Consider the following 14,796-nt stretch of genomic DNA (forward strand, 5'->3'; position numbering starts at 1 on the left):
GGTCGTCGACCCCGCGACCGGCCAGGCCACCACCACCGACCCGGACGGCACCGTCACCACCGAGAACCTCGGCAACCTGGGCGGCCTCAACGGCCAGAACAGCCTGAACGACCTGAACGACCTGAACGGCCTGGGCGATCTGAACGACCTGGGAGACATCGACCCGGACATCCGCACCGAGACGATCGGTGACCTGGGGGACCTCAACAGCGACGGGTCCGGCCTGGAGACCCCCACCGGCGGGAGCACCGAGCTCGACGGCAACGGCGACTTCACCACCACCTTCGCGGACGGCGGCAAGGCCGTGTTCGACCCGGACAACGGGATGCTCACCACCACCGACGCGGACGGCAACACCACGACCACCGACCTCACCCACGGTGCGAGGGTCGCGAACCCGGACGGCTCCTTCACCACTCTGGACAACGGCCAGCTGACCACCACCTTCCCGGACGGCAGCAAGCAGGTCATCGACCCGGACACCGGCATCGCCACCGTCACCGACCCGCAGGGCAACACCGAGACGGTGAATCTGCACGACCTCAACACGTCAGGCGGCAAAGACAGTTCGGACATCCTCAACGGTCTCGACGACCTGAACGGCATCGGTGACCTGAACGGCATCAGCGACCTGAACGGCGTCGGCGGTGGCGGCACCACTTCCCGGGACGTGCCGCTCTCCGAACTGGGTCTCGGCGGCGGGGCGGGCGTCGGCGTGAGCGGCGGGGCCCTGGGCGGCGGCCTGTCCGGGACCGGCCCCGTGTCCGCGGACGGTTTCGGCGGGACCGGGGTCGCGCCCCTCTCGGACAGTGCGGCCGGCGCGTTCACACCCGCCACCGCCGCCGCGGGCGGCACTCCGGGCGCCCCCGGTATGCCCGGCAGCCCCGGCATGCCGATGGGCGGAGGCGCGGGCGGTGCGGGCGGGGGCGCCGAGAAGGGCAACGGCGAGCGGGTGCGCGCCGTCCTGGTCGACGCGGCCGAGGAGAGCGAGCGCCGCAACCGCCGCCGGCGCAGCCCGTGGAACCGCCAGGAGGACAATGACACCTTCCTCGCCCCCTCCCGGGTCGACACCACGGGCGGCGGTGGCGATTCGGGCCAGGAGGAGACGGAGCCGGGCCGCAGGGTCACCAGCTCCGCCGACTACCTGGAGGAGGACGAGGACGTGTGGGGCACGGAGGAGGGCGGCACCCCGGCCGTCATCGGACGGTGACCGCGGTGCGTACCCGGCGTGAGCAGCGCGGAGAGACGAATCCCACCCGGTTCCGGCTTTCGCGACCGGGCCCTCACCAGGCAAGATCAGCAGAGCGGTTGCCCCGCTCGGGCAAGTGCGCGGACCTGTGGAGAAAGGAGGAGCGGACGTGACGGAACCACTGGAGAAGCGCCTGGAGAAGGCGATGGCCGAACTCCAGGCCGCCCAGGAGGGAATCGCGCGCACCGAGCGCGAGCTGCGCCAGGCGTCGTTCGCGGTGCTCTCCTCCGACCGCGCGGTCCGCGCCAGCGTGGGCCCGCAGGGTGAACTGACCGGGATCGAGTTCCTGGAGAACAAGTACCGCGACATGTCTCCCCAGGAGCTGGCCGCCAGCGTCCTGGAGGCGGCGAACGCGGCACGTGTGAAGATGAACCGGCACGTGATGAAGGCGATGGCACCCTTCGCCGAACCGAGCAGCAACGTGCCGGAGCTGAAGGGCTTCGAGCTGGACTGGGAACGGATCTTCGGTCCCGAGGTCCTGCGCGAGGACGACGAGGACACGGCGCACGGCGATCAGGCCGCCCCCGCCTGGCGGGACGCGCTCGGCGAGGACGGGGAGGACTGACCATGGGACAGCGCTACTACGTCGACCCGCAGCGCATCGAGGCCCTCGCGGGGCAGTTGGAGGAGATCGGCGCCCTGGCCAGGAGCATGACCGAGGAGTTCCTCGACGAACTGGCCCCCACCGTCAAGTGGCCCGGCACCAGTGGTGACTTCGCCGAGAAGGCCAAGCCGCAGGAGCAGAAGGAACGGCAGACCACCAAGGACACGATGATGTCCATCCGCGACGCACTGGTGGGCATCACGGACGCCACGGTCGGTCAGGTCCGGCTCATGAAGACGACGCGTGACGGCAACATCGAGGCGATCGAGCGGAACAACAGAGAGCTCGACACCCATGGTCTGGACGGCGACGGCTCAGGCGGGCATGGCCGCCGCTGACCCGCGCTCCGCAGGCCGCTCCCGCACCACGGCGGGAGCGGCCGCCCAGGCGTGCCCGGGTGACTTCGGGGGCGGCCTCCGATGAGCATGATGGCCTCGCCCGAGGTCAACGCGATGCTGTTCATCCTCACCGGTGAGAAGCTCATCGACGCCGACGAGGACCTCGCCTTCGAGAGCCGCCGGCCCTACTCCGGCCTGGGCCGCAAGCTCGACCGGATGTCGTCGCTGATCGAGAAGTCCGTCCACGACATCGCCGAGGTCATGCCCGACGACCTCTCCAGGTCGTACGCCAAGGCGATGGGCATGCTCATCGACGACGGCGGCAAGAACTACCTGCGCGACTTCGCCGAGCAGCTCGACAAGATCGCCGAGGGCCGGCGGAAGACCTCCATGGACATCATGGAGTCCAAGTGGCAGGTCATCGCCGAGGTCATCCGGCTGCTCATCGAGATCGCCATCTACCTGGCGATGTCCTTCTTCACCGGAGGCGCCTCGGCCAGCCAGATCATGATGGCCAAGCTGCGCAGCCGGTTCATGATCCTCACGACGCTCAGCCACCTGCTCCAGCGCCTGCACCTCGCGCCCTCGCTGACCGAGGCGTTCGCCGAGGCGTTCACCACCTTCGCGGTGCGGCTGGCGATGATGAACTTCGCCCCCGACGGCCGCCGTCCCGACGGCTTCGACTGGAACGACATCCTCAAGTCGGCCGCGTTCGGTGCCGCGGCAGGCTTCCTCACCAGCATCTTCGACGATCTCGCGAGGAACATCGTCAAGAGCTACGACAACAACTTCCTGAAGAACGGGTCCGACCTCGACTTCAAGAACCTCCCCGACCTCAAGAACCCGCCGAAGCTCGACCTCGGCCCCGACGGCCCGAGACCCCACCCGAAACCGGACCCCGACCCGACCCCGGGGGGCGACGGGCCGAAGGACCGCCCGGACCCCGACGCCAACCCGTACGGGAACGGCCCCGGCCCCGGGAACCACACACCGGTCACCTTCAGGAACGACCCGCTGTCCTTCCGGAACAACACCGAGCTGTGGCGCAACAGCCAGATCCTGCGCAACAACGCCGACCGGCCGGGCGCGCTGGCCGGGCACTACGGGCTCAAGGGGACGACCGACTTCCTGGCCGCCGGCGCCGGTGAGGCGCTCGCGGAGATCTTCATCAAGGGCGTCTTCGACGGCGACTGGTCCACCAGCTGGTCCACCTTCGTGGGTGCGGGACTCAGCAGCCAGGTCGAGGCCACGCTCAGCGACACCGCCGTCAACAGCGCCGCCGAACTGCGCCACGCCATCGACAAGTTGAGCATGCCGCCCACCGTCTCCAGCGGCGGCACCGACACCGGTGCCCGCGATTCGGACGACTCCCCGCGCCCCCGTGGTGACTCCGGCGGCGCCGGGGGACCCTCGGACACGGACACCCCGGGATCCCCGGGTTCCGCGAGTTTCCCGGATTCGTCGGGCTTCTCGGGTGGCGGCAACGGTTCCGCGCGCCCTTCGCCCTCGCCGGTGTCCCAGCAGGGCAACGGCACCGGGGACCTCACCGCGACCGACTCGCCCCCGCCCTACACGGGCGTGGACCCGCCGCCGTACACCGGCGTGGACCCGCCGGCGTACTCGCCCGGCCCGCTGCCCGTGACCGCCGCCGAGAACGAGCTGTGGCAGCAGATCCACAACGGCACCCCGGAGATCCGCGAGCAGGCCCTGCGCGACCTCGCCGCCCTGCGCGGCTCCCCGCCGCCCGGCAGCACCGAGCTGAGCGTCCGCGACGGCCTGCACGGCACCCTGTCGCAGGTGCCCGAGGTCCGGGTGGTACCGGCCGGGAACGGCCCCGCCGCCCAGATCGACACCGACGAGGTCCGCCGCGCCCTCGACGCCTTCGGTACGCCGGTCACGGTGGACGCCCCGATCACCACGGGCGGGTCCGGCGGCGGCTCCACGAACACCTCCGCCCCGGCTGTCGCGCCCGCCCCGTCCAACGGCCCGACCAACTCGGCGGCGGGCACGGGCACAGGTACGGGTACGGGCACAGGTACGGGCACAGGTTCGGGCACCGGTGCCCGGCCGGGTGGTGCCCCCGCCGCAGGAAGCAGCCAGGCCCCCTCCGGGGCGCAGTCCCAGGACACCCCTGATCCGGAGGTCACGAACCCGGCGGACGGTTCACAGCGCACGACGACGGATGACACCGCACGGACCACGACCGACGCCGATCCGCAGGTGACGACCGACGCCGGTCCGCAGGTCCCGCAGCCGCCGGAGACCGTCGCTTCTCCCGGGAACACATCCTCTCCGGAGGGCGTCGCCGTCGACCTGACCGACGGCGACGGAACCTCCGACCCCACCACCGCCCCGTCGAAGGTGAGCACCACCGGGTCGTACGCGGACACCGGCGACGTACGTGACACCGGCGGTGCCGGCGACGTACGTGACACCGGTGGTGCCGGTGATGTGAACTCCGGTCCGGCTCCCGCCACCACGAACTCCCCGGACAGCCGGCCGCAGGCACAGGCGCAGCCGTTGACGATCGTCGTCTCGGAGGTGCCGCCGCCGGGGGAGGGGGCGCCGGAGGCCGCCGAGCTGCTGGACGGGGCCGGGGTCGACCGGGCCGTCGTGCTCGGGCCCGCGGTCGCGCCGGACGGGGCGGGGCGTCCGGTACGCGCCGCCGTCGAGCTGACCCGCGAGGCTCCGGGCGCCCCGGTCCGGGTCCGCCCGCTCACCGGCCCGCCGACCGCCGTGCTCCCGGACGGCACTCCGGACACCCCGGACACCGTGTTCCCCGGCGCGGACGTGCTGCTGCCGCTCGCCGACGCCCTCGGCCCGGCCCCGGTCACGCCCTCGGTCACGACGTCCGGCCCCGCCACGCAGGGCGGCGTGACGACCGGCGGCGACCCCGTCCTCGACCCGGCCGCGCGCCCGAAGCTGGTCTCGGACGTGAAAACGGCCCTGGACAGCATCGGGACCGCCCCGAGCCCCACGGACACGGGCCCGCCCGCCACGTCCAAGCTCGCCACCCTGTCCCGGCCCTGGACCGAGACGGCCACCGACCTCCACCTGGAGTCGGGCGACGGTGAGGCGACCGGCGGGCAGAGCGACGGCTCCGGCGGCGGGCGCGGGCCCGGCAACGGCGGGACCCCGCCTCCGCCGCCCCCGGCCGATCCGGACGACGAGTCCGCGACACCGGTCCCGGCGACCCCCGCTCCGGCGACGCCCGCTCCGGTGACATCCCCCGCGGGGCTCCCGCCCACCGGACGGATCGTCGTGCGGCCGGCCGTCGGCGGAGACGGCACCGCCTCCGGCGACGGCACCGCACGGCCCGCGGCCGATCCGGTCGTCACCACCCTGGACGGCCACACCGTGCCTGTCGCACAGCTGCGGCGCCTGGTGCCGGACGCGATCGCGAAGCCCCGGCCGGGCCGCGCGGTACAGACGCTGACCGTCTCGCAGGGCGTGGCCGAGGACGGTACGGCACGCAGTGCGGGGCGGCGTGCGCTGCTGGGCCAGGACACCTTCCGCGGTGTGCGCACCACGTCCGCCGCCCCGGCGACGCGGAACACGGCGGCGGATCCGCCCGGCCGCCGCACGGTGTTCACCGGCCCGCCGGCCCCGCTGCCCGGTTCGGGCACCGAGCGGGGCGCCGACTACTTCGTGAGTCACGGCAATTCCCGTACCGTCACGCTCGGTACCGAGAACGCGGCGCTCCCCACCGTGAAGGTCAGCGGCGTACAGCTCGGTGACGTGCTCAACTCGTGGGCCCGGGACGGCGACGGCGACCGGGACCGGCCGCTGGTGCTGTTCTCCTGCAGGACCGGGCGCCAGCCGGAGGTGGCGGGGCTGCCGGTGGCCCAGCACGTGGCGAACCGGACCGGGCGGCAGGTGTACGCGCCGACCACCGAGGTGGGCACGGCCCTCGACCAGGACGGCGACGTCCGCGCGGTGCTCACCGGGGGACCGGACGGACCGGGCGGCTGGAGGCTCTTCACCCCGGAGCCCGGCGGCGGTGACCTGGACGCACTGGCGCGCGACGCGGGCCTGCACGCGGGTCCGGAACCGGCCGACGCCTTCGCCCGGGCCCGCACCCTCCAGCAGGTCCGCACGCTGCGGGACGTCCTCGGCACCGACGCCGAGCAGCGCCCGGAGAACCGCGAGCTGCTCGCCGGTCTCGCCCACGTGGACGGCCTGCGCTGGCTGAGCCCGGACACCGCGGCCCGCTACGGCGACGGCCGGATGACCGCGGACCTCCTGCGCCGGATGGTCGTCGACCACGGCCGTGCGACGGGCACCACGACCGGTGATCCCTCAGCCGGCCCCTCGGCCGGGCCCACCGTCGAGCAGTACACCGGCTTCCTGCGTGCCGCGGCCGGGCTGCGGGACACCGCGGGGCCCGACACCACGCTCGACGCCCTGCTGCCCCCGCCGCCCCCCGTGCTTCCGCCGACCACCATGGTCTCGCCCGAGGACGTGCGCGGTCTCGCCTACGCGCCCTCCGCGCAGATCACCTGGTCGCTCTCCGGCACTCCGCTGCCGCTGTCCGAGCTGGACCTCAGCCCGGAGGACACCGCCGAACTCGCCCGCCGCAGCCCTCACCTGGCGTCCGCGCCGGGTCGCCCGGAAAGTCCCGCCGAGGACGCCGAGGACCTGGACCTCCTCGGCGGGACCGCGCCCGGTACGGCGGACACCGTGCGCGCGGACGGACTCGCCCTCCGGCGGCTGGAGACCCCGGGCGGCGGGAACAGTCTCTTCCGGTCGCTGCTCGACAGCGCGCGCAGCCGGGACGTCCCACCGGCGTGGGCCGCGCGGAACGTCGCCGGGCTGCGCCGGCTGCTGCGCGACCGGATCACCGGGACCGAACTGGGCGACACCATCGCGGGGGCGCTCCCGGACCCGGTGTTCTCCGTGGTGGACGACCTGCGGATGCGTGCCGTCGCCGAGGTCCGGGACGCGGCCGAGCGGGACCGGACCGAGCAGCGATGGAACCGGATCGCGCAGGACGTCGTCACCGGCGCCGACGCCGGCGCGTGGCAGCGGATCCTCCGCGAGAGCGGTTATCCGGAGCTCGCCGCCGTCGCGCCCACCCCGGCCGACGCGCGGCGCCTCGGTGCCCGGGGGCTCGTCGCCGAGGCGGCCGAGCGCCCCGGGCTGTGGTCCTCCCCCTTCGCGGACCTGCTGCCGGAAGCGCTGGCCCACACCCTCGACCTCGACCTGCGGCTCGTCCAGCCCGACCCGCGGTCGCCGGGGGACACCTTCGTCAACACCCTCAACCCGGGTGGGCGGGGCGACGCCCTGCACCTGTCCTACAACGGCACCGACCACTTCGACGCGCTGGTCCCGGCCGCGGCGCCGCTCACCCCCGTACCGGACCCGGACACCGCTGAGGACCCGGCTCTCCAGGACCCTCCGGCCACCCGGGAACCGGACGGCGACGACGTCTTCGGGGAGTGGCTGCGCAGCATGGGCGGGGTCACCGACCTCGACGACGCCGGCACCGGGACCCCCGACCGGGGCGACCGGGTACCGCTGGAGACCCAGCTCGAACGGCACCGCCCCGCACGGTTGCTGACCGGCCAGGACGCCCGGCCGCCGGGCCCGGTACCGCAGACCGTCGTGTTCGACGACGGCAGCCGGCTGCCCACCGTCCTGATCAGCCCCGGCGCCGACCCGGACGGAGGTACCCCCGGCGGCCGGCCGGCCGGGACCGTGCACGGCCACCCGGCCGGGCTCCTCACCGGGATCGGCCGGACCACCCTGCGCTCGCCCGAGCAGGTCGCCGAGGAGATCCTGGGCAAGCTGCCGCGGAAGCTGCGCGCCCAGTTCGACGAGGCGGAGCTGCTGCGCCTGCTGACACAGCAGCCGGACGCCTTCACCGCCCCGCGCGGCGCGCGTCTCGTGGGCCGGGAGAAGTCCGGGGTCGGCCACGAGATGACGGTCGAGGCCATCCCGTACCACCGCTGGGAGCGTTTCTCCGACGTGGACGGCGGCACCGTCCGGCTCGACACCGTGCGGCGCGGCCAGGCGGGCACGGGCGGCGGGCGCAGCGTCGGTTTCGGGCGCCGGATCGCCGGCGGCCTCAGCATGGGCCCGCCGCTCAACTGGCTGCTCAAGATCGGCTTCTCGCTGGGCTGGACCCGCCGGACCGACTTCGCCCAGGGCACGCAGGCGTACAACCAGTCCGAGTACCGTGCCCACGAGGGCTCGCACCTGCACCTGGACGACGTCTACTACCGCGTCCGGGTGGACCGCGTCACGGAGGCCCCCAAGGGCACCGGCACGGACGGCCGGGCGGACGGCGGGACCGGCCCGCGCCCCACCACGACCGGCGGGTTCGCAGCGGCCCTGCCGAAGCCGGACTGGCAGCGCACCTCCGTGCACACCGCGGAGTTCGCGATGCGCGACGGGCTGAGCTGGCGGCTGCCGGACGACCTCACCGTGCCCTACCGGGGGCCCCGGCGGGCTCCGGAGACGCTCACCTTCCCGGACGGGCTCGAACCGCGGATGACCGACACCACCGGGCTGCACCTGACGGACCCCCCGGAGGACATGGCGATCGCCCTCTCCGGCGCCCGGCCCGGAAGTTCGGCGCACCGCACCCTGGTCTCGTACGTCCGGCCGGGCCGGCTGCTCGCGCTGTTCGGCCGGTTCTCCGGACCGGTCACCGGGCCCGAGCTGACCCGGGGCAGCGGGCAGCACCCGCTGGGACACCTGATCGTGGAGCGCTCGGTGCCGCACCGGGCCACCCTGGTCACCGAGTCGGTCAAGGCGGAGGTGCGCGACCTCACCCAGACCACGTACCAGAACGAGCGCGGACACGTCCGTGACACCCGCCTGGGCTTCCAGGTCACCGCGGGACCGAACTACACCCTCGCGGGCCCGGAGACCGACGTACGGCTCCAGGGCGGCCCGCTGGTCCGCGCGGACCTCTCCACCGGACGGGGCCACTACCTCGGCGTCGACGCGGCCCGCAAGACCACCGCCCGCGTACGCAACCACCCGGTCGCGCTCTACCGGGTGGAGCGGACCCTGATGGTGCGCAAGCCCGGCGAAGCACCGTCGGCGGCCCGCCCGGTCCGGGTGGTCAGCCTGGACTGGATCTCCACCCAGGACGCGCGCCGCCTCGCGGGCTGGGACAGCCGTACGCCCGGCCAGGCGGGCCCTCACCCGGACGCCGAGCCGCCGGTGCCGTGGTACCTGACCCGGGAGGACCCGGTCCACCTCAGCGGGCAGGTCAGGGCCGAGGGCTTCCGCCCCGTCGCCGCCCCGCAGACCCTGGCGCAGCCGCAGCCGCAGCCGCAGCCGCAGCCGTCCGACCAGAGCCAGCCCCAGCCCCAGCCCCAGAGCGGGAGTCAGCAGCCCCAGACGCGGCAGCCCGCCCCCCAGGACCCCCTGCGGGCCTTCACGGACGCGGTCCTGGACACGCTGCACCGCTCGTACCCGTCGCTGTTCGTCCCGCCGTTCATGCTGAGCCATCCGCGGCTGGCCAAGTTCTGGTACGGCGACGGGCGGATGCGGACCGCGCTGCACAACGACCGCCAGGTGCGCGAGGCGCTGAACCGGCCCAGCCTGGCGCAGAGCCTGGACGACCTGTCCACCACCGGTGTGCCCGTCACCCTCACCGAGGACGGCAAGGTGCGCCGCGGCCACCACACGGTCATCCTCAGGGCGCGCCTGACCGACCGGCGGTTCGAGACCACCATGAGCGAGCGCTCGCTGCGCAACGCGGTGATCGGCACCGAGGTCTCCGGCCAGGGCCAGCAGGCCACCCTGACCGTGTCCGGCGGCGTCGAGCTGGGCGTCTCGCCGCGCGACCACGACAAGGTGGCCGACGTCGGGGTGCCGCGCCAGGCGGGCAACGTGTCGGTCGGACTCCGGCACGCCAGGACCGACCAGAAGGCCACCAGGAACACGGTCGCGGCCGTCCACGACCACCTGATGTTCCAGACCGGCGCCGACCTCTACAGCTACCGGGTGGAACTGGGCGCCACCTTCGAGGGCCACCGCCGCCCGCGCGGCTGGGCCCGGCTCGCCACGGTCGGGCTGCTCGGCGCGGGCGTCTTCGTCAGCAAGGTCGAGGAACGGCCCCTGTTCACCCGGGGCGACGAGACCGTCGGCCGGGTGGAACTGGCCGTACCGGCCGCGCACGGCTCCGACCGCCACGCCCCCGCCGATCCGCCGCCCGGCGGGCCGGCCGCCGCCCCGGCGGCCGCGCCCGCCCCGCAGCAGCTCTCCGCCACCGAGGCGGACCAGCTCCTCGACGGTGTCCGCCCGCTGCCGCGCACGGACCCGTCCGACCGGCGGCTCACCCTGAAGCTGCTGAGCGCCCCGCACGTGGTGCTCAGCGTCGAGGGCGGCCCGCAGCGCCAGCAGCTCATGCAGGACACCGCCGACCGCGCCTCGGGCGCTTCCTGGCACGTCAGCGCGCCCGGCGCACCGGTGCGCACCGCGCTGCGGCGCGCGATGGCGAACCTCAGCGTGGCCGGACAACTCGGCCAGTACCTGGGCCCGTTCGGCTCCCGCGTCACCGGACTCAACGGGGCCGGACCGCTGCGGACCCACTACCTCAAGGGGGCCGTCCGCGGCGAACTGAGCAACTTCCAGGTCAGGAGCGACCCCAAGCCGGCCGGCTCCGAGACGACCGTCGGCAACGAGCACCGCGTCAACGGCAACGCGAGCACCGTCTCGCGCACCACCCTCGGCCTCCAGGGCGCCGACATGCCGCTGCAGCAGGTTCCGGGCCAGCCGGCGGTGGTCGGCTCCTACTCGGCCGCCCTGCAGTACGCCTGGGGCAAGGGCCGCAGTGTCTCGCAGACGCTCACCCGGGGGCGCAACACCACCGTCTCCTTCGCCGGGCGGATGTACCTGGTGGTCGCCGACACCGCCGAGACCGTCGCGGTACGGGACCGGTGGACGGCCGTGATGGGGGCGGTCGGCACCCGGGCCGGGGCCGGTCTCAGCTCCGCGGCCGGCCGGATCTCCGGCCGGCTCGGTGGCGGCCTCGCCCCGCGCCGGGCCGCCGCCGCGCTCCAGCACATCCGTGAAGCGGTCATGTTCCACCTGCCGATGCAGGACGTCATCGAGGCCGGACTCGCCCCGGACGGCCTGGGCGACACCACCCCGCGCAACCTCGGCGCCGGCTACCGGCTGCCCCCCTACCTGCGGTTCCGCCGCTTCCCCTCCCACCCCGGCGGGCAGCTCGACGCCAGTGCCGCGGCGCAGCGGCTGCTGGGGCAGCTGGAGCGGATCGGGGTCCCCTCGCACGACCGGGAGCAGGTCCTCCAGCGGCTCTCCCCGGACTTCCTCGCCGCCCACCTGCACGAGCTGACGACCGACGGGATGACCCTGCCGGTCCGCTACCGCACCTGGTCCAGGCCCTTCCACCTGCCGGTGGGCGGCAGCCCCGGACAGCTCCGGTTCACCCTGACCCCGGTCACCACCACCGTGGACAGGCTGCGCACCGGCTACGAGCTGGAGGACTACCGCACCACCGCCCGCGACGACGCCGGCGGCGTCTCCCAGGACCGCGGCGCCGACGTGACGCTCAGCGTCGGCCAGCGCGCGGCGGAGAACGGCATCCTCGTCGCCAACCCCTCCCTCCAGGGCACCGCGGCCAAGCAGCGGTCGAGCACCCGGACCCGGACCGACGGCACCACCGCGATGCCCAACATCGCCACCACCCAGGCCCACGCCGAGGTCGTCACCGGCTACGCCCTGACGGTCACCATGACGGACGTGATCGGCGACGCGCTCGCCCCCGGCGTCTCCGCCGTCCCCGTCGGCAGCCTCCACGAGATCCTCCCGGCCGGCCTGCTCACCCCGGACGGCGACGGCGCCGACGGCGCGCTCACCGAGCAGGACGTGCCGGAGCCCGAGCGCGCGGTACGGGTGCTGACCGCCGCCCAGGCCCGCCCGGAGGGCGTCGCCGCCTGGCGCACCTCCGCCCCCGGCGACCCCGGCGGCCGCCCCGACCCGGACGTCCTGCCCTTCGACGACCGGATCGGCTCCGGCATCCTCGCCGTGGACATCCGCGGCGCCGCCAACGTGCACGACGCCCTGACCATCGCCACCGCCCGCGCCGACGGCCTCGGCGACAGCGACCTCGGCAGCCGGCACACCGGCGACAGCCTCTTCAACCGCGTACGGATGGCCCGTCTCACCCCCCTCACGGGGCTCGGCACCGCGCCCGGCCAGGCCCAGCAGGAGGCCACCACGCAGGTCGGCCTGACCTCCGGCTTCCGCGAGGCGCTCGGCGCGAACGGCACCGCGCTGCCCACCCAGGCGTCGGCCCACCTCCTGGGCCAGTCGCACACCGCCGACTCCCGCCTCTACGCGAAGATGTACCGCCGCGGCGCCCGGCTGCTCGCCGTGGAGAACAAGCCCCGCATGGAGGCCATGCAGCGGGCGAAGACCTCCGACGCGCTGGAGGCGGGGATCACCGACAACGTCGAGGGCGCGGCGGGCACCGCGCCGCTGGCGGGCAACAGCAACGCCGGTGTCACCAACCCCGGCGCCACGGTCCCGATCGCCGGCACGAACGACAGCACCGCGCTCAAGGGCGCCGCGGACACCACCCTCGGTACCCACCTCAAGGTCGTCACCGACCGGAGCATGCTCTTCGCACTGCCGGTGAGCTGGCTGTCGGTGGCCGAAGTGGACCACCGGGTCACCGACAGCCGCCCGCTGCACGCGCTCGGCAAGGCCAGGCGCGGGCCGCGCGCCGCCGAGGCCGAGACCACCGCGCTGGTCTGGCTGCGCGAGGACATCGCCCGCGACCACGGGCTCCTGGACGACTCCACGTTCCCCGACGAGGTCCTCACGGCCTGGGACGACCAGGCCAGGGCCGCCGCCGACCTCGCCACGGCCGAGAGGAACTACTACGACGCCCGGGCGCGGGCCCGGGAGACGTGGCTCGACCTGGGCGAGGCGGACCGGGCCGCACTCGGCGACGACAACTCCGGCCCGGTGACCGACCTGCCGCCGGACGTGCTCTGGACCCCGGCCGTCGTCGCCTGGCAGGCCGCCCGCGAGGAGGTCCACCGCTGGGAGCGGCACACCGACGCCGCCGCCCGCGACCACCACCGGCTGCAGCTCGCCGCCTCCCGCCTGACCGCCCACCACCAGGGCTCGGCCACGGTCACCGTGCTGGACGCGCCGCAGGAGTACACCGAGCCGGACTGGCGCTCCGAGGCACCCGAGCCGTACACCGTCACCGACGCCGCCGGCAGCACCGGCTCCGCGCCGCGCACCATCGCCTCGCCGGACGGCGCCACCGTGCGCGAACTGCACGACGTGCCGCACGACGGCGCCTCGTTCTTCCACGCCCTGCTCGCCGCCGCCGGGGCACGGGGCCGCCTGCCGTACCTCCTCGGCGACGACCTCGCCGACCGGTTCACCCGGCACCCCGGCGACCCGGCGGTCACCGCGGAGGCCGTCGGCGCCGCCCGCGACCGGCTGGCCTGGGAACTGGGCGAGGACGGCAACGAGGACCTGCTCGACGCCCTCGCCCTGGACGCGGCGGACACCTTCACCCAGGACGAACTCGACGCGGCGGGCGTGGTGCTCACCCCCGCGCAGCAGGCCGAGTTCGACGCCCTCGGCCGGCTCCCGCAGACCTACTGGCCGACCCCGGCGCAGCGCACGGCGCTCGCCACCGTAGCCCTGTCCCGGCCGTTCGCGAGCGAACCCCGGCAGGACGGCACGGAGGTACCGGGACGTCCTGCGCCCGCGGACGGCGAACCGCCCGAGCGGCGGGCCGGCGACCACGGCGGGGCCGATCTGCTGCCCGCCCTCGCCGCCCGGGTCCTCGGCACCCCGCTCACGGTGGTCACCGGCGAGGGCCGCGACCAGTTGTTCCTGCCGCACGGCGTCGACGCGGCCTCCGTCGACCCGGCCGGCGATCCGGTCCTCTTCGCCCACGAGGGCTTCTTCCACGCCGCTCTTCCGGCCGGCACCCCGGCCCCGGTCACCACCGCGCTGCCGGCCCCGGCGACCGGGACCACGGCGACCGGGACCACGGACACCGACGGCACGCGCCCCGCCCCCACGCAGCCGCCCGCGCACCGCAGTCACAGCACCGCGCCCTGGCTGCCGCCCGCCGACAGCAGCGGCCCGCGTTACCGTCTGGACCGCGACGGTGTCCTCACGGCGCCCGACGGCGCCACGTACACCCAGGGCACGCCCACCGGCCGCGGCAACGGCTTCTTCGGCGCCCTCTCCACGGTGCTGCGCCAGGCCGCGGAGCAACCCGGACTCGACCGCCAGGAGGCGGCACGGCTGCGCACGCGCGCCGGGGTGACGCCGGCCCGGCTGATGCGTCTGAACGGACTGCCCGGCGACCGGGCGGAGCACGACACCCTCTTCTCGCCCCCGCCCCGGCTCGCCCGCCCCGGCGAGCCCGCGCCGAGCCAGGAGGACGGTGACGGCCGGCTGCGCCGCCACCTCGCCGGGGCCCCGTGGGGCCCCGCGGCCGACCGTGCGGTGGCCGAGTGGGCCGCCGCCGCGACCGGCACCACCGTCACCCTGGTCGAGGAGAACGGAACCGCCCACACCTACGCCGGCCCGGCCGGCGACGCCGGCCCGCACATCCGGCTGCGCCGCCGCGGCGGCGACTTCGT

At 74.8% G+C, this 14,796-nt stretch carries 3 protein-coding genes and 1 pseudogene; all 4 read left to right on the forward strand.

Features of this window, described 5'->3' with window-relative positions; genetic code table 11:
• A pseudogene (locus KM933_RS37425) lies at nt 1-1,210 on the forward strand (AAWKG family protein); the annotation flags it as partial.
• A gap of 148 nt (nt 1,211-1,358) precedes the next feature.
• Nucleotides 1,359-1,814 carry a YbaB/EbfC family nucleoid-associated protein gene (locus tag KM933_RS37430; RefSeq protein ID WP_221361609.1) on the forward strand — a complete coding sequence of 152 codons (456 nt, stop codon included), beginning with the start codon at nt 1,359-1,361 and terminating at the stop codon, nt 1,812-1,814.
• A gap of 2 nt (nt 1,815-1,816) precedes the next feature.
• The gene (locus KM933_RS37435) at nt 1,817-2,191 is read left to right on the forward strand and encodes a hypothetical protein (RefSeq protein WP_221361610.1); all 375 of its coding nucleotides are present in this window, start codon (nt 1,817-1,819) and stop codon (nt 2,189-2,191) included.
• 81 nt (nt 2,192-2,272) lie between these two features.
• Nucleotides 2,273-14,796 (forward strand): WXG100-like domain-containing protein (locus KM933_RS37440; RefSeq protein ID WP_488269391.1); only part of this gene is annotated, 12,524 nt, incomplete at its 3' end.

This window comes from Streptomyces beigongshangae, assembly GCF_019710745.1.
GTDB classification, from domain to species: domain Bacteria; phylum Actinomycetota; class Actinomycetes; order Streptomycetales; family Streptomycetaceae; genus Streptomyces; species Streptomyces beigongshangae.